The organism is Paraburkholderia jirisanensis, assembly GCF_054782355.1.
In genome coordinates this window covers 39994-57847 of record NZ_BAAGSQ010000021.1, presented here as the reverse complement: position 1 = coordinate 57847, position 17854 = coordinate 39994, and the positions used below count along the sequence as shown (strand labels likewise).

General features: G+C 65.3%; 9 protein-coding genes and 2 pseudogenes. 6 read left to right on the top strand and 5 right to left on the bottom strand.

All coding sequences use genetic code 11. The features are described 5' to 3' along the window. Positions 1 to 78: 78 nt before the first annotated feature. A complete protein-coding gene (gene smc / locus ACYVNQ_RS09500; RefSeq protein WP_460902236.1) occupies positions 79 to 3597 on the top strand; it encodes a chromosome segregation protein SMC in 3519 nt (1172 codons plus the stop codon). Between the two features lie 260 nt (positions 3598 to 3857). Further along, the gene (locus tag ACYVNQ_RS09495; RefSeq protein ID WP_460902235.1) at positions 3858 to 5156 is read left to right on the top strand and encodes a cell division protein ZipA C-terminal FtsZ-binding domain-containing protein; all 1299 of its coding nucleotides are present in this window, start codon (positions 3858 to 3860) and stop codon (positions 5154 to 5156) included. A 295-nt stretch (positions 5157 to 5451) separates the two neighbouring features. Here ACYVNQ_RS09495 and ACYVNQ_RS09490 read toward each other — a convergent pair whose 3' ends face one another. Beyond that, on the bottom strand, positions 5452 to 6375 hold the full coding sequence (locus tag ACYVNQ_RS09490) for a hypothetical protein (RefSeq protein ID WP_460902234.1): 924 nt from the start codon (positions 6373 to 6375) through the stop codon (positions 5452 to 5454). Between the two features lie 200 nt (positions 6376 to 6575). Here ACYVNQ_RS09490 and ligA point away from each other — a divergent pair, with 200 nt between their 5' ends. Continuing rightward, positions 6576 to 8639, top strand: coding sequence for an NAD-dependent DNA ligase LigA (gene ligA / locus ACYVNQ_RS09485; RefSeq protein ID WP_460902233.1), 2064 nt, complete (start codon positions 6576 to 6578; stop codon positions 8637 to 8639). Next, the gene (def, locus tag ACYVNQ_RS09480; RefSeq protein WP_460902232.1) at positions 8636 to 9169 is read left to right on the top strand and encodes a peptide deformylase; all 534 of its coding nucleotides are present in this window, start codon (positions 8636 to 8638) and stop codon (positions 9167 to 9169) included. The genes ligA and def overlap by 4 nt, the downstream gene beginning before the upstream one ends. A gap of 154 nt (positions 9170 to 9323) precedes the next feature. On the opposite strand, the pseudogene ACYVNQ_RS09475 reads toward def, so the two are convergent. The 4 genes and pseudogenes from ACYVNQ_RS09475 to map all read right to left on the bottom strand — a co-directional run. After that, positions 9324 to 10307: pseudogene (locus ACYVNQ_RS09475) on the bottom strand (pseudouridine synthase); the annotation flags it as partial. A gap of 362 nt (positions 10308 to 10669) precedes the next feature. Continuing rightward, on the bottom strand, positions 10670 to 11641 hold the full coding sequence (locus tag ACYVNQ_RS09470; RefSeq protein WP_460902231.1) for a hypothetical protein: 972 nt from the start codon (positions 11639 to 11641) through the stop codon (positions 10670 to 10672). Between the two features lie 262 nt (positions 11642 to 11903). Further along, a complete protein-coding gene (locus ACYVNQ_RS09465) occupies positions 11904 to 14480 on the bottom strand; it encodes a [protein-PII] uridylyltransferase (RefSeq protein ID WP_460902230.1) in 2577 nt (858 codons plus the stop codon). Between the two features lie 32 nt (positions 14481 to 14512). Continuing rightward, positions 14513 to 15370, bottom strand: a pseudogene (map, locus tag ACYVNQ_RS09460) (type I methionyl aminopeptidase); the annotation flags it as partial. 513 nt (positions 15371 to 15883) lie between these two features. Here map and rpsB point away from each other — a divergent pair. Further along, positions 15884 to 16636 carry a 30S ribosomal protein S2 gene (gene rpsB / locus ACYVNQ_RS09455; protein WP_460902229.1) on the top strand — a complete coding sequence of 251 codons (753 nt, stop codon included), beginning with the start codon at positions 15884 to 15886 and terminating at the stop codon, positions 16634 to 16636. A 195-nt stretch (positions 16637 to 16831) separates the two neighbouring features. Further along, complete coding sequence (gene tsf / locus ACYVNQ_RS09450) at positions 16832 to 17713, top strand: translation elongation factor Ts (protein WP_460902228.1); 882 nt, start codon at positions 16832 to 16834, stop codon at positions 17711 to 17713. Positions 17714 to 17854 lie beyond the last annotated feature (141 nt).

The following is a 17854-nucleotide window of genomic DNA, read 5'->3' as shown; positions in this document are numbered from 1 at the left end:
CAGGCCGATCCGCCAGCCAATGAGCGAACACCCGAGCGATCCGTTTTCCTATTTCTCTTTATAAACAGCGATATCGCCGTGCGTCTGACCTCGATCAAACTCGCTGGCTTCAAGTCATTCGTCGATCCCACGCATTTCCAGGTTCCGGGCCAACTGGTCGGCGTGGTCGGTCCGAACGGATGCGGCAAATCCAACATCATCGACGCCGTGCGCTGGGTGCTCGGCGAATCGCGCGCCTCCGAATTGCGCGGCGAATCGATGCAGGACGTGATTTTCAACGGCTCGACTGCGCGCAAGCCGGGTAGCCGTGCGAGCGTCGAACTGGTGTTCGACAACGCCGACGGCCGCGCCGCCGGGCAGTGGGGCCAATATGCGGAGATCGCCGTCAAGCGCGTGCTGACGCGCGACGGCACCTCGAGCTACTACATCAACAATCTGCCGGCCCGCCGGCGCGACATCCAGGACATCTTCCTCGGCACGGGGCTCGGGCCGCGCGCGTACGCGATCATCGGCCAGGGCATGATCGCGCGCATCATCGAGGCGAAGCCGGAAGAGCTGCGGGTGTTTCTCGAAGAAGCCGCGGGCGTATCGAAGTACAAGGAGCGCCGCCGCGAAACCGAGAACCGTCTGCACGACACGCGCGAAAACCTGACGCGCGTCGAAGATATCGTGCGCGAGCTGTCGGCCAATCTCGAGAAGCTCGAAGCGCAGGCGGTGGTCGCGACGAAATTCAAGGACCTGCAGGCCGACGGCGAAGAAAAGCAGCGCCTGCTGTGGCTGTTGCGCAAGAACGAAGCCGGCGGCGAGCGCGAGCGTCAGCAGCGCGCGATCGAGCAGGCGCAGGTCGACCTCGAAGCGCATACCGCGAAGCTGCGCGAAGTCGAAGCGCAGCTCGAGACCTTGCGGGTCGCGCATTATTCGGCCAGCGACGCGATGCAGGGCGCACAAGGCGCGCTGTATGAAGCGAACGCCGAAGTGAGCCGCCTCGAAGCGGAGATCAAGTTCATCGTCGAATCGCGCAACCGCGTGCAGGCGCAGATCGCGGCGCTGACCGCGCAGCGCGAGCAGTGGCAGGTGCAGGCGAAAAAGGCCGGCGACGATCTGGCCGACGCCGAAGAAGCGCTGATGGTCGGCGAAGAAAAAGCCGCGCTGGCCGAAGACGCCGCCGCCGCGAAGCACGACGCGATGCCGGCGCTCGAAGCGCGTTGGCGCGATGCGCAGACGCAGCTGAACGACGAACGCGGCGGCATCGCGCAGACCGAGCAGGCGTTGAAGCTCGAAGCCGCGCATCAACGCAATGCGGATCAGCAGTTGCAGCAGCTGCAGCAGCGTCACGAACGCTTGAAAACCGAAGCTGGCGGCCTCGACGCGCCGGATGAAGTGCAGCTCGAAGAACTGCGCATGCAGCTGGCCGAGCATGAAGCGATGCTGACCGATGCGCAGCACGGCCTGTCCGACGCGCAGGAAACGTTGCCGCGCCTCGACGGCGAGCGGCGCAGCGCGCAGGAGCGCGTGCAGTCCGAAAGCGCGCAGATCCACCAGCTCGAAGCGCGGCTTGCCGCGCTGAAGCAGCTGCAGGAAAACGTCCAGACCGAAGGCAAGATCCAGCCGTGGCTCGACAAGCACGAACTCGGCTCGCTGCCGCGTCTGTGGAAGAAGCTGCATGTCGAAGCCGGCTGGGAAACCGCGCTCGAAGCCTTGCTGCGCGAGCGTCTCGCGGCACTCGAAATCTCGAATCTCGACTGGGTGAAGGCGTTTGCGTCAGATGCGCCGCCGGCCAAGCTCGCGTTCTACTCGCCGCCCGCGGCCGGCCAGCCGCCTGCGGCGCCGGGTGTGCTGCGGCCGTTGCTGTCGCTGGTGCGTATCGACGATGCGGGCCTGCGCGCGGTGCTGAACGACTGGCTCGGCCTTGCATTCGTCGCCGACGATCTGGCGCAGGCGCTCGCGATGCGCGCGCAGTTGCCCGAAGGCGGCGCGTTTGTCGTGAAGGCGGGGCATGTGGTGACGCGGGTCGGCGTGCAGCTGTATGCGGCTGATTCCGAACAGGCCGGCATGCTCGCGCGCCAGCAGGAAATCGAGAATCTGACGCGCCAGGTGCGGGCTCAGGCACTGCTCGCGGACGAAGCGAGAGCCGCCGCGATCCGCGCCGAGGCCGCGCATACGCAAGCTTCGCAGACCTTGAACGAAGTGCGTCAGCAGGCCGAGCGTGCGACGCAGCGCGTGCATGCGCTGCAGATGGACGTGCTGAAGCTGACCCAGGCGCATGAGCGCTACACGCAGCGCAGCACGCAGATTCGCGAGGAACTCGAAGAAATCGGCGCGCAGATCGAAGAGCAACGCGCATTGCGCGGCGAATCCGAGGCGAACTTCGAGCGTCACGATGCGGAACTCGCGGAATTGCAGGCGCGTTTCGAAGATCACCAGCTCGCGTTCGAAGCACTCGACGAACAGCTGACCCAGGCGCGTGGGCAGGCGCGCGACCTCGATCGCACGGCCACCGATGCGCGCTTTGCCGCGCGCAACATGGCAAACCGCATCGAGGAACTGAAGCGCAGCATCCAGATTGCCCATGAGCAGAGCGAGCGCGTCGACGGTTCGCTCGAAGACGCGCGCGCCGAACTCGAAACGATCAACCAGCAGACCGCGCATACGGGCTTGCAGGACGCACTCGAAATTCGCTCGGCAAAGGAAGAGTTGCTGCGTGCCGCCCGCGCCGAACTCGACGACCTGACCGCGAAGCTGCGCGCCGCCGACGAAACGCGGCTCACTGCCGAGCGCGCGCTGCAGCCGCTGCGCGACAGGATCACCGAATTGCAGCTGAAGGAGCAGGCCGCGCGGCTGAATGCCGAGCAGTTCGTCGAGCAGCTTGCGGCGGCGGGTGTCGACGAGGCGCAGTTGCAGGCGAAGCTGACGCCGGACATGAAGCCGTCTTACCTGCAGGGCGAAGTGACGCGCATCAACAACGCGATCACCGCGCTTGGGCCGGTCAACATGGCGGCACTCGACGAGCTGAAGACCGCCAGCGAGCGCAAGGCCTTCCTCGACGCGCAATCGACCGACCTGACCAGCGCGATCAACACGCTTGAAGATGCGATCCACAAGATCGACCAGGAAACGCGTACGCTGCTGCAAGGCACCTTCGACGAAGTGAATCATCATTTCGGCGAGCTGTTCCCGCGCCTGTTCGGTGGCGGTCAGGCGAAGCTGATCATGACGGGCGACGAGATTCTCGACGCCGGCGTGCAGGTGATGGCTCAGCCGCCGGGCAAGAAGAACTCGACGATTCACCTGCTGTCGGGCGGCGAGAAAGCGCTGACCGCGACGGCGCTGGTGTTCGCGATGTTCCAGCTGAACCCGGCGCCGTTCTGTCTGCTCGACGAAGTGGACGCACCGCTCGACGACGCGAACACCGAACGGTTTGCGAACCTCGTGCGCGCGATGTCGGTCAAGACGCAGTTCCTCTTTATTTCGCACAACAAGATTGCGATGGAAATGGCGCAGCAACTGATCGGCGTGACGATGCAGGAACAAGGCGTGTCGCGGATCGTTGCGGTCGACATGGAAACCGCTGCGGGATTTGCCCAGAATATCGTTTGAACCCGTGGCGCGCCAACGCGCCGCGGGCGGTCGCGACGACTCCTTCGACACGTCGAAGCAGGGCGCCGCTGGCCGCAGGCGGACCGCGTACGGCCTGCCGGCTGCAGTTTCGCTGCCGGACAGGGCATTTTGTGGAACGCCTGCTGCCTGGCTATTGGCGGCGCGGTTAGCGAACCAGCGAACCGCGCGGACAGCCAACCGGACGAAGGGCGGAAAAGCGAAGGCGCGTCGCACACAGAAGAATTGCTGATGGAGCGTGCATGGACGAGTTGACACTCGGGTTGATCGGCGCTGGCGCCGTGGTGGTCGGGGGAGTGGTGGTCTACAACGCATGGCAGAGCGCGAAGGTGCGCCGCCGAATGCCGAGGCCGATGCCGACCGACGCTGCCGACCCGCTTGTTCGAGAGGATCACGAAGAAGCGAGCCCGTTTATTGCGCCGGCGCGGCCTGCCACGCGCCGCGCGGCCGAACCGGGCGAGGAAGCGGCGCGCGTCGAACCGACGTTCGGTGGGGCAGCACCGGCCGATACGCCGGCTGACATCCAGGCCGAGACGACGGTGCCAAACGGATTTCCGCAAGAAGATGGGGACGCGGCGCCTGGCGCGGTGCGCGAGGCAGTGGCAGGCGAAGTGGCGGACGCTGCGGCTGCGGGCGGTGCTGGTACTGGTGCTGGCGCTGCGGCGGCGAGTGCGCCGGCCGAGCCGATCATGCCGGCTGCCACGACGATTTCGGCGGCGCCGCCTGCCATCGTCGACCGCCGTATCGATTGCATCGTGCCGATCCGCCTTGCCGCGCCGGTGGCCGGCGACAAGGTGCTGCCGCTCGCGCAGCGGCTGCGTCGCGCGGGCAGCAAGCCGGTGCACATCGAAGGCAAGCCGGACGGCGGCGGCGCATGGGAGCTGCTGCAAAACGGCGTGCGCTACGAAGAGCTGCGCGCGGCTGCGCAGCTCGCGAACCGCAACGGGCCGTTGAACGAGCTCGAGTTCTCCGAGTTCGTCAGTGGCGTGCAGCAGTTCGCCGATGCGTTCGATGGCGCGCCCGAGTTCCCCGACATGATGGAAACCGTGTCGATGGCGCGCGAACTCGACGGCTTTGCGGCGCAATGCGACGCGCAGTTGTCGATCAACGTGCTGTCGGACGGCGCGCCGTGGTCGGCGAATTACGTGCAGGCAGTGGCGTCGCAAGACGGCCTGCTGCTGTCGCGCGACGGCACACGCTTCGTCAAACTCGATACGAAACAGAGCCCGGTGTTCATGCTGCAGTTCGGCGACACCAACTTCCTGCGCGACGATCTGACCTACAAGGGCGGCCAGATGATCACGCTGGTGCTCGACGTGCCGGTGGCCGACGAAGACATCCTGCCGTTCCGGCTGATGTGCGACTACGCGAAGTCGCTTGCGGAGCGCATCGGCGGGCGGGTCGTCGACGATCAGCGCCGGCCGTTGCCGGAAGCGGCGCTGCTGTCGATCGAGAAGCAGCTGATGACGCTGTACGCGAAGCTCGAGCAGGCGGGGATACCGGCGGGCTCGGCGGCGACGCGGCGGCTGTTTAGCCAGTAAAGTTGTCCAGCGGCGGCGGGTGTCGCTGCGTGCGGTTCACCGGCCGCGGCTGGGGCGGTTTGGTGCGGCTTGGGGCGGCTTGATGAGCACTTCGGCGGAGCGCGTGCCGGGTCGCCCGCGAGTTGCCGGTCGCGCTCTCCGTGCGGCATTCGGCATTCGGCATGCGGCATGCGGCGCAGGCTGCCATCCATCGTCATCCATCGGATTCGAGCCGCGGGGTATAAGGCCGCGCGCAGGCCGCGCCTGACGGATGCGCAGTCTTCGCTTCCGCTTTCCGCCGTTAGCCGTGCGCGGCCTACTCGATATCCACCGGCCACGCTGCGCCGCTGATCCACGCCTTGATCGCCGCGACCACCGGCTCGTCCCTCCCGTAGAACCCATGATGCGACAGCGCCTTGCATGGGCCGCTGCGCACCGCTCCGCCATGCACGACGATCAACGGGTAGTTGCCGCGTTGCGTAATGCGCTTCACCGCATCGAACGAGCACAGGAAGCAACCATCGTCCGCATGATGGACGAATAGCTGACGCGCCTTGATCGCCCCGTAGTCGAACCCGATCAACGGCGTAGCCTGGCCACGCGCCGGGCTGCTCAGCGTCGACGTATGCACGACTGCGTCCCACGTATCGGGCAGCGCCCGGCCGACGAATGCCGACGAAATCGTGCCGCGGCTGGTGCCGATCAGCACGAGCCTTGCAGCCGGAAAGCGCGCGCGCAGATCGGCCGCCACGCGCGCGACGTCTTCTGCATGGCGCGGCGACCCGCGAAACGCATCCGTATAGCCGTCGGCCTGGTCGGACGGCGCATCGACCAGCGCGGTGGCAAAGCGCTCGTCGACGAACAGCCCGCGGGCGCGTACGAGGAAGTTGTTCTTTTCGCGCAAATGCAGCGAGCCGTTCGCGTTCTGCCTGAGATCCAGATTGCCCTCGCTGCCGGCGAACAGCACGAGTATCCATTGCGGGCGGCGGCCGTCCGCTTGCGTGAGCAGATAGGAGATCGATGCGCCATCCTGCAGCGGCACATTCACCACCTGCTCGGCCGCGCGTGCGGTGGCAGCATGGGTAACTGCGTGGGCGAGCCCGATCATCAGCACGCACCACGCGGTGCGGCGCCGCATCGCGCGGCCTATGCGAGTAGCAAGTTGCAGCACAGGTTCCATCAGATATCCCGATGCGCCAACCGGTGGCGCGATGAATGACGAAGGCTGCAAAAATCGCATTGCGGCAATCCGCTGTCAATTGCCTGGGGCTCGCGTTAGCCATTCGGCCAGGATAAACGACACCTCGATGCCCCCTCGGCGACATCTCGCCCGCGATCGCGGCGTTTGTGCGCATCGAATTGGCCATCTGGACGATGCCACTGCAGACGCTTCCTGAGATAATCTGGCGTCTGAACCTTATCCGCGAAACTGCTCCCAGCATGGCCCGAACCCAAGCCTCCCGTCCCGCCTCCGGCACCGCCGCGACCACGCCGTCCGGGCGTGCGCTGTGGCTGCGCGAGCAGCTCGAACGCGCGAACTACGCGTACTACGTGCTCGACCAGCCGGAACTGCCCGATGCGGAGTACGACAAGCTGTTCAAGGAGCTGCAGCAGGTCGAAACCGAGCATCCCGATCTGATCACGCCCGATTCGCCTACGCAGCGCGTCGGCGGCGAAGTGGCAAACGGCTTCGAGCCGGTCGTACACGACCTGCCGATGCTGTCGCTGAACAACGGCTTCGCAGATGAAGACATCGCCGCATTCGACAAGCGCGTCGCCGATACCCTTGGCGTCTCTCCGGTCGAATACGCGTGCGAGCTGAAGTTCGACGGGCTGGCAATTTCATTGCGCTACGAAGACGGCAAATTCGTGCAGGCGGCCACGCGCGGCGACGGCGCGACCGGCGAGAACGTCACCGAAAACGTCCGCACGATCCGCTCGATCCCGCTCAGGCTCAAAGGCAGCAATCTTCCGAAAGTGCTCGACGTACGCGGCGAAGTGCTGATGTTCAAACGCGATTTCGAGCGCCTGAACGCGCGCCAGCGCGAGGCTGAGCACCGCGAATTCGCGAACCCGCGCAATGCCGCGGCGGGCAGCCTGCGGCAGCTCGATCCGAAGATCACCGCGCAACGGCCGCTGTCGTTCTTCGCGTACGGTATTGGCGTGCTCGAAGGCAGCCCGATGCCGGATACCCATAGCGGGCTGCTCGACTGGTACAGCGAGATGGGCTTGCCGGTGAACAGCGAGCGTGCGGTCGTGAGCGGCGCCGACGGGCTGCTGGCGTTTTTTCGCAAGGTCGGCGACAAGCGCGACGGCTTGCCGTACGACATCGACGGCGTGGTCTACAAGGTCAACCGGCGCGACGAGCAGGACCGGCTCGGCTTCGTATCGCGTGCGCCGCGCTTTGCGCTTGCGCACAAGTTTCCGGCGCAAGAGGCACTGACCCGGCTCGTCGCGATCGACGTGCAGGTCGGCCGCACCGGTGCAATCACACCGGTTGCGCGGCTCGAGCCGGTGTTCGTCGGCGGCGCGACGGTCACCAACGCGACGCTGCACAACGAAGACGAAGTGCGCCGCAAGGACATCCGCATCGGTGACACGGTCATCGTGCGGCGCGCGGGCGATGTGATTCCGGAAGTGGTCGGCGCGCTGGCCGAGCGGCGTCCACCCGATGCGAAAGAATTCGTGATGCCGACGCAGTGCCCGGTATGCGGCTCCGCGATCGAGCGGCTGCCCGATGAGGCGATCGCGCGCTGCACGGGCGGCCTGATCTGTCCGGCGCAGCGCAAGCAGGCGTTGTGGCATTTCGCGCAGCGCCGTGCGCTCGATATCGACGGGCTCGGTGAAAAGATCATCGACCAGCTGGTCGAGCAGAACCTCGTGCGCACGCCAGCGGATCTGTTCAATCTCGGCTTCTCGACGCTTGCCGAACTCGACCGTTTCGCGGACAAGTCCGCGCAGAATCTGATCGATTCGCTCGAAAAGGCGAAGCACACCACGCTCGCGCGTTTTATCTATGCACTCGGCATCCGGCACGTCGGCGAATCGACCGCCAAAGATCTGGCGAAGCACTTCGGCTCGCTCACACCGATCATGGACGCCTCGCTCGAGGAACTGCTCGAAGTGAACGACGTCGGGCCGGTGGTCGCCGAGGCGATCCATCAGTTCTTCGCGGAGGAGCACAACCGTACGGTTATCGAGCAGTTGCGCGCGCCGGGTAAGGTAACGTGGCAAGAGGGGCCGCCGGCCCCGAGAGCGCCGCAAGGCGTGCTGGCCGGCAAGACGGTCGTGCTGACCGGCACACTGCCGGGCATGGGGCGCGACGAGGCGAAAGAACTGCTCGAGGCGGCCGGCGCCAAAGTGGCCGGTTCGGTATCGAAAAAGACCGACTACGTCGTGGCTGGCGCGGAAGCGGGCAGCAAGCTCGCGAAAGCTGAGGAACTCGGCATTCCGGTGCTCGACGAAGAGGGTATGCGCAAGCTTCTGGAGGGGCACACAACATGATTCGCGAAATTCTTAAGATGGGCGATCCGCGGCTGTTGCGCATTGCCAAACCCGTCGACCATTTCGACACGCCTGAACTTCACGAGCTGATCAAGGACATGTTCGAGACGATGCACGATGCAAACGGCGCGGGTCTCGCCGCGCCGCAGATCGGCGTCGACCTGCAGGTGGTGATCTTCGGTTTCGGCCATAGCGAACGCTATCCGGATGCGCCGCCGGTGCCCGAAACGGTGCTGATCAATCCGACCATCACGCCGGTGTCGCAGGATATGGAAGAGGGCTGGGAAGGCTGTCTGTCGGTGCCGGGGCTGCGCGGCGTCGTCAACCGCTTCTCGATGATCCGCTATCACGGCTTCGACCAGTTCGGCAAACCGATCGACCGTGTCGCCGAGGGGTTTCACGCGCGTGTCGTGCAGCACGAATGCGACCACCTGATCGGCAAGCTGTATCCGATGCGGATTACCGACTTTTCGAAGTTCGGCTTTACCGAAGTGCTGTTTCCGGATCTGGATCCGCGTAGCGACGATTGAAGGCGCGGGCAGCGGCTGCGGTCGTGTCGCGTGCCGCGCTTTTCCTATGCGATGCGCGGCGCGTGTTCCATGCAAAAAGGCCTGCGTCATCAAACGCAGGCCTTTTTTCTGAAGCGGTGCTGGCGCGAACGCCGCCAGCAGGGAATCAGACCGGTTAGAAGGCCTCGTCTGCCGACAGATAACGCCATTGCCCCTGCGGCAACGCGCCGAGCGTGACCTTGCCCATCCGCACGCGTTTTAGACCGACCACGCGCAACCCGACCAGTTCGCACATCCGGCGAATCTGCCGCTTCTTGCCTTCGCGCAGCACGAAGCGCAGCTGCTCGCCGTTCTGCCAGCTGACCATCGCGGTCTTCAGCGGTACGCCGTCGAGTTCGAGGCCGTGCCGAAGTTGCGCGAGGCTTTCGGGCGGAAATTGCGCGTCGACATCGGTTTCCACGTCGCCGTACGCGACGCGCACCAGATACTCCTTGTCGACTTCCGAATGGCCGCCGATCAGTTGCTTCGCGATGCGTCCGTCCTGGGTCAGCACCAGCAAGCCGGTCGAATCGATGTCGAGGCGGCCGGCAGGCGCGAGCTGGCGCAGCTGCGACGGCGCGAACTGGAACTCCGAGTGATCGCCTTCCCAGCGGTTGGCTGGCGTGAACAGCGTGACGGCAGGCTCATAACCGTCTTCGGCCTGGCCCGACACGTAGCCGACCGGCTTGTGCAGCAGGATCGTCACGAGGCGCGCTTGCGCCGCTTGCGCGGCTGGGTCGATCTCGATGTTCGCGTCCGGGCGCACTTTGGTGCCGAGCGTGTCGATGCGTTCGCCATCGACCAGCACCCAGCCTTTCTCGATCCATTCGTCGGCCTCGCGTCGCGAGCACAGGCCGAGTTCGGACATCAGCTTCGACAGACGCAGCGAGCCGGGCGCGTCTTCACGATCACGGGCAGGTCGGAACGGTGCTTCGTCCGCGTGATCGTGGGAGCGGGCGTCGGCGCGTGATGCGGAATGCGTCGGGCCTTCGCTGCGCGGGCTGCGTTTGGCGGGGCTGCGTGCAGCGCGTTCGTCGTGCTGCGGGCGCTCTGCGTAGTCGCCTTTGACTGGGCGTGCGAACGTGCGCTCGCCGCGCTCGGCCGACGGTTTGCGTTCTGGCGCAGCGCCGGCGCGAGCGCCGCGGGAAGTGTCGGAGTCGGTTGAACGGCCCGACGGAGCAGGGCGACCGGTCGGACGACGTGTTTCATCGGCGCCGCGTGCTGCGCCATAAGGTTTGCGCTGGCCGTCATCGGCGCCGCCGCGCGGCGCGCGCGCATCCGTCGAGCGCTCGCCGTGCGGCGCGCGCTCGAATGCGGAGCGGCGCGCAGGGCCGCTTGCGTCGGCACGAGGGCGGAATCCGCGGGCATCGTCGCCAGGTGCAGAGCGTGGGCCGCGCGCATCGTCGCCGGTTCGCGGGCGGAATCCGCGCGAATCGGCGCCATCCCGCGAGCGGGGGCCACGAGCATCATCAGCAGATCGTGTTAGGCGCGGTCCGCGAGTGTCGTCGCCGGCTCGCGGGCGGAAGCCGCGCGAATCGCCGCCATCCCGCGAACGGGGGCTACGTGCGTCATCAGCGGATCGCGGCGGGCGCGACCCACGAGCGTCATCCCCGGCTCGCGGGCGGAATCCGCGCGCATCGTCGCCATCCCGCGTGCGTGGACCACGAGCCTCATCACCGAATCGCGGCGGGCGCGGTCCACGAGAATCATCGCCGGCTCGCGGGCGGAATCCGCGTGCTTCGCCGCCATCTCGTGAGCGGGGGCTACGAGCGTCATCACCGGCTCGCGGCGGGCGCGGTCCACGTGCATCATCGCCGGCTCGCGGCCGGAAACCTCGAGCATCGCCGCCATCTCGCGAACGGGGACCACGAGCATCATCAGCGGACCGCGGTGGGCGTGGTCCACGTGCATCGCCGCCATCTCGCGGCCGGAAGCCGCGTGCATCGCCGCCATCTCGCGAACGGGGACCACGAGCATCATCAGCGGACCGCGGTGGGCGTGGTCCACGTGCATCGCCGCCATCTCGCGGCCGGAAGCCGCGTGCATCGCCGCCATCTCGCGAACGGGGGCCACGAGCGTCATCACCGAATCGCGGCGGGCGTGGTCCACGTGCATCATCGCCGGCTCGCGGGCGGAAGCCGCGTGAATCGTCGCCATCGCGTGAGCGTGGGCCGCGTGCATCATCACCGGCGCGCGGCGGGCGCGCTCCGCGTGTATCGTCACCGCCACGCGGCCGGAATCCACGCGCATCGCCGCCATCCCGCGAACGCGGGCCACGCGCGTCATCAGCAGACCGCGGCGGGCGCGCGCCACGTGCCTCATCGCCGGCTCGCGGACGGAAGCCGCGCGAATCATCGCCATCCCGCGAACGCGGTCCACGTGCATCATCCCCAGCCCGCGGACGAAATCCACGCGCATCGTCGCCGCTGCGCGCACGCGGCCCACGCGCATCATCAGCGCGCTTTACCGGCCGGCCAGCGCCCCCATCGTTCGCACGTGGGCCGCGCGCCGGGCCACTCTCGCCCGGTCCACCGCGCCGCGCGGCTCCCGCACCCTTTGCCGTCCCCGCGTTCGGGCGCGCACCGCCACCCTTTGCCGCAGACGGCGCGTCGCTGCGCACCGGCTTACGTCCCGACGGACTTCCGAAACGGACCGGGGCACGGTCGGCCGAAGCCGGCCGCGGATGCTTGGCTGTTAACTTGACTCGCATGAAATCTCACACTGCGATCGCGCGCAGCAGCTCCGTTTCGACCTGGATTTGACGCCGGTTGTCGGACAGACCTTGTCCGTCGAGCAGAAACACGTCTTCGACGCGTTCGCCGAGCGTATTGATCCGCGCCGCATGGACGCCGACCCGGTACTCGGCCAGCACGCGCGCGATCGAATAAAGAAGGCCTGGCCGGTCGTTAGCCGACACGGACAGGATGTAGTACTGGCCGCGCTCATCGGCCCGGAGGTCGACGCGCGGGGTAATCGGGAAGGTGCGCGACAGCCGCGACAGCCGCCCCTTGGACGGCTCCGGCAGCAACGTGCCGGCGGCATTGAGCCGGTGCGCCAGCTCCTGCTCGACAAGGTTCGCGATGTCGCGGTAGTGCACGTCCTGTTCGGTATGCGCGACGATGAAGTTGTCGAGCGCATAACCATGCTGCGTCGTGCTGACGCGCGCGTCGAGCACCGACAGCCCGTTGCGGTCGAAATACGCACAGATACCGGCGAACAGGTCAGGGCGGTCCTTCACGTAGACCAGCACCTGCAGCGCCTCGCCGATCGGCGACGGCCGCGCGCGCACGATCGGCGTGTCGGTTTCGATGTGGCGGTACAGCACGCGTGTCTGCCACGCGATGTCGGCCGCGTCGTGGCGCAGGAAATAGCCGACGTCGAGCTTGTCCCACAGCGCCTTGTGCGCGTATTCGGGCACCGTCTCGAGGCGCAGCAGCGCAAGCGCCTCTTCCTTGCGCGTGTTCACTTCCGAATGCGTGTCGGGCCGCGCGCCGCCCAGCACCGACAGCGTCACGCGGTACAGGTCTTCGAGCAGCTTGCCTTTCCACGTGTTCCACACCTTCGGGCTGGTGCCGCGAATGTCGGCCACCGTTAGCAGATAAAGCGCGGTCAGGTGCCGCTCGTCGCCAACCCGCTCCGCAAACCGCTTGATCACTTCCGGGTCGCTCGTATCCTGCTTTTGCGCGACCTGGCTCATCGTCAGATGCTGCTCGACGAGCCACACGACCAGCGCGCTATCGTCTGCGTCGATGCCGTGTTCGCGGCAAAAGCGCCGCGCGTCGGCCATGCCGAGCTGCGAGTGGTCGCCGCCACGGCCCTTCGCAATATCGTGAAACAGCGCCGCGACGTACAGCACCCACGGCCGCTCGAAATTCGAGATCAACTGGCTGCAGAACGCGTACTCGTGCGCGTGCTCGGCGATCGCGAAGCGGCGCAGGTTGCGCAGCACCATCAGGATGTGCTGGTCGACCGTGTACACGTGATACAGGTCATGCTGCATCTGCCCGACGATGCGGCGGAAATTCAGCAGGTAGCGGCCGAGCACGCTGGTCTGGTTCATCAACCGGAACGCGTGTGTGATGCCTTGCGGCTCCTTCAGGATCTCCATGAAGAGCCGCCGGTTTTCCGGATCGCGGCGCCAGCGCTGGTCCATCTTGTCGCGTGCGTTGTACAGCGCGCGCAGCGTGCGCGCCGAAAAACCCTTCACGCCGGGCGTCGCTTCGTACAGCAGGAACGCCTCGAGGATCGCATTCGGATGGCGCTCGAAAACGTCGTCGGTGGCGATTTCGAGCATGCCCTGTTTCTCGACGAAGCGTTCGGAGATCACGCGCGTCACGCCGCTCGTGCTCGGGAACAGCTGCGCCTCGATGTTCTGGATCAGGATCGTCGCGAGTTGCGTGACGGCTTTCGCGGCCCAGTAGTAGCGGCGCATCAGCTGCTCGCTGGCGCGCCGCGTGGCGCTCGCCTTGTAGCCGAAACCCTCGGCGAGCGCGGTCTGCAGATCGAATACGAGGATGTCCTGGCGGCGCCCGGCGAGCACGTGCAGGCGCGCGCGCAGCGTCTTCAGAAACGCCTCGTTGCGGCGCAGTTCGCGCGCTTCGCGGTTCGTGATCAGGCCGCGCGCTTCCAGTTCGCGCCAGCTGCTGCCGAAGCCCGCCGCGCGCGTCACCCACAGGATCAGCTGCAGGTCGCGCAGGCCGCCCGGGCTTTCCTTGACGTTCGGTTCGAGCGAGTAGGGCGTGTCCTGGAATTTCGCATGGCGCTGACGCATTTCCAGCACTTTCGCCTGGAAGAACGCGCGCGGATCGAGCGCATCCTGATAACGCAGCGCGAAAGTCTCAAACAGCGTGGTGCTGCCGCAGATGCGGCGCGCTTCCAGCAGCGAGGTGCGCACCGTTACATCGTTGGCGGCTTCCTCGAGGCATTGCGACACGCTGCGCACGCTGCTGCCGAGTTCGAGCCCGAGGTCCCACGCGAGACCGATGAATTTCTCGACGCAGGCTTCGCTGCCCGGTGGCGTAGCGTCGGGCAGCAGTACCAGAATGTCGATGTCCGAATGCGGTGCGAGCTCGCCGCGCCCGTAACCGCCCACTGCCACCAGCGCGAACGATGCCGACAGTTCGCACGCCGACCACGCGTTGCGCAGCGCTTCGTCGGTGATGCGGGCCAGCGCGTGCATCGGCGCATCGACGTTCGATGCGGTCTTGAAGCGCTCCAGCAACGGATTCTTGGCCACTTTGTAGTCCGCCTTCAGCGACGTGGCATCGGAATGGGCGACTGGAACGCTACTCATAGGCGAAAGGCGGGCGGCAAAAAGAAATGGAATCAGGCGGTGGCCGCGGCCACGATCTGCGGACGAGCGGGCGTGCCGGCCGAAACGGTCAGCACTTCATAGCCGGTTTCGGTGATCAGAATCGTGTGTTCCCATTGCGCGGACAGGCTGCGGTCTTTGGTTTTCACGGTCCACTGGTCGGGCATCGTGCGGATGTCGCGACGGCCGGCGTTGATCATCGGCTCGATCGTGAAGATCATGCCGGTTTGCAGTTCGATGCCGGTGCCCGGGCGGCCGTAGTGAAGCACCTGCGGCTCGTCGTGGAATACCGTGCCGATGCCGTGGCCGCAGTATTCGCGCACCACGCTGTAGCCTTGCGCTTCCGCATGCTTCTGGATCGCGTAGCCGATGTCGCCCAGATGCGCGCCGGGGCGCACCTGCTCGATACCGAGCCACATGCATTCGTAGGTGGTCTGCACGAGGCGCTTCGCGAGGATCGAGCCATCGCCCACGATGAACATGCGGCTCGTGTCGCCGTAAAAGCCTTCCTTGATCACAGTGACGTCGATATTGAGCGTGTCACCGTTTTTGAGTACCTTGTCGCCGGGAATGCCGTGGCAGATCACGTCGTTGACCGACGTGCAGACCGATTTCGGATACGGCGGGTAGCCGGGGGGCTGGTAGTTTAACGGTGCGGGAACCGTGCCTTGCACGTTCACCATGTATTCGTGACACAGGCGGTCGAGTTCGCCCGTGGTGGTGCCGGCCTGCACGAATGGCGTGATGTAGTCGAGCACCTCGCTCGCCAGCCGGCCGGCGACACGCATCTGTTCGAGATCGTGTCCGTTTCTGAGTGTAATAGCCATGATTTGCGCCTGGAAATTGCGCCTGAAATGCGATTTATTCTGGAATTATCGCACCATCTCGCCGGGGACGCTGATTTTTACGGGGTTTGCGGCGCGCGATCGGAGCCGCCTCGGGCTTTGAGTTTGCGTTGGCTCGCCCTGAGTTCCGCTTCGGATTCCGCGTTGGGCTTCTTGCAGTGGGCCCGGTCTTGGGTCCGGTCCTGGGCTCGTCCAGGGCTTTTTTGGCCCGTGCCGCCCATGCTTTTCCCGGCTCGCCGGGCAGGTTGAGTGGTGCAATAGTCGCGTGCTATAATCTCTGGCTAAGTCGCGTCCCAAGTCCGTTTTTAGTATTTGTCTAGCATTTTGGTCGAGTACTGAGAGCTACTGAGCGGGCAAGGAAGCGGCTAACTCGCAAGCCGGCGCACCCAGGGTGTTCGCGGCGTCCGATTTTCTCTGGAGTCCAGGTGGCAACGTGCCGCGCCAGCAGTTTCGCGCAGTGCGGTGTCCGGGCAGAAGGTAGCGAATCGGCGCAGGCGAATACGGCAGCCGGCTTAAGACCCAACCCTCGCGGAGAATTTCATGGCAACGACCATGCGTCAAATGCTGGAAGCCGGTGTCCACTTTGGTCACCAGACTCGCTTCTGGAACCCGAAGATGGCCCCGTTCATTTTCGGTCATCGCAACAAGATTCACATCATCAACCTCGAAAAGACGCTGCCGATGTACAACGACGCGCTGAAGTACGTGCGTCAACTGGCAGCGAATCGCGGCACCATCCTGTTCGTCGGCACCAAGCGCCAGTCGCGTGACACGATCGCGGAAGAGGCGCTGCGCGCCGGCATGCCGTTCGTGAACGCCCGTTGGCTCGGCGGCATGCTGACCAACTTCAAGACGCTGAAAGTATCGATCAAGCGCCTGAAGGACATGGAAACGGCAGTCGAGGCAGGCGAGCTCGAGAAGATGAGCAAGAAAGAAGCGCTGCTGTTCGAGCGTGAAATCGCCAAGCTGCAAAAGTCGATCGGCGGCGTGAAAGACATGGGCGGCATTCCTGATGCGATCTTCGTGGTCGACGTCGGCTACCACAAGATTGCCGTGACCGAAGCGAACAAGCTGGGCGTGCCGGTTATCGCAGTGGTCGATACGAACCACTCGCCGGAAGGCATCGACTACGTGATCCCGGGCAACGACGACGCGAGCAAGGCGGTTTCGCTGTACGCGCAAGGCGTGGCCGACGCGATCCTCGAAGGCCGTGCCAACGCAGTCAACGAAGTGGTGCAGGCAGCCCGCGGTGACGACGGCGACGAGTTCGTCGAGGTCAACGGGGAAGCGTAACGCCACCCCGTGTCCGGTAAAAAAGGGGGCTTGCGAGAGGCCCCTTTTTTTTAAGCCGCGACAAATCGTATCAGTTGTCGCGATAGCGGCAACTCAGGCAAGGCGGCGCGTCATGGCGCCGTGCAACGAATTCCCGCCGTCGCCTCGCGCACTAGCACGAGGCGGCGTGTCAAAGACACACTCAAGGAGCGAATGATGGCGGCAATTACCGCAAGCATGGTTGCAGAACTGCGCGCGAAGACCGATGCGCCGATGATGGAATGCAAGAAGGCGCTGACCGAAGCCGACGGCGACATGGCGCGTGCGGAAGAACTGCTGCGCGTGAAGCTCGGCAACAAGGCCAGTAAGGCTGCGTCGCGTGTGACGGCTGAAGGCGTGATCTCGTCGTTTATCGGCGGTAACGCCGGCGCGATCGTCGAACTGAACTGCGAGACCGATTTCGTCTCGAAGAACGACGACTTCATCGCGTTCTCGAATCAGGTGGCCGAGCTGGTCGCCAAGCAGAATCCGGCTGACGTCGCCGCGCTGGCAGCGTTGCCGCTGAACGACTCGACGGTCGACGCAGTGCGCCTCGCGCTGGTCGGCAAGATCGGCGAAAACCTGTCGATCCGCCGTTTCGCGCGTTTCGAAACGTCGAACCAGCTGGCTGCGTACCTGCACGGCACGCGCATCGGCGTGCTGGTCGAGTACACCGGCGCCAACGAGCAGGTCGGCAAGGACGTCGCGATGCACATCGCCGCGATGAAGCCGGTTTCGCTGTCGTCGGACGACGTGCCGGCCGATCTGATCGCCAAGGAACGCAGCATCGCCGAACAGAAGGCTGCCGAATCGGGCAAGCCGGCTGAAATCGTCGCGAAGATGGTCGAAGGCAGCGTACAGAAGTACCTGAAGGAAGTGTCGCTGCTGAACCAGCCGTTCGTGAAGAACGACAAGCAGACCATCGAGCAGATGCTGAAGGCCGCATCGTCGAGCGTGCAGAAGTTCGCGCTGTTCGTGGTGGGCGAAGGCATCGAGAAGCGTCAAGACGACTTCGCTGCCGAAGTGGCCGCGCAAGTCGCTGCTGCAAAGCAGCAATAAATGGTATTCAAGCTTTAGTGTTGCACTGTTTCAGGCTTCACCCGAGTTTTACCGTTCGACCCGTGGCGGCCTGCGCCGCCACGGCCGGCAGCGCCGCCGGATAAGCCCGGCAGCCATCATGGCTAGTCCTGATGGCCAATC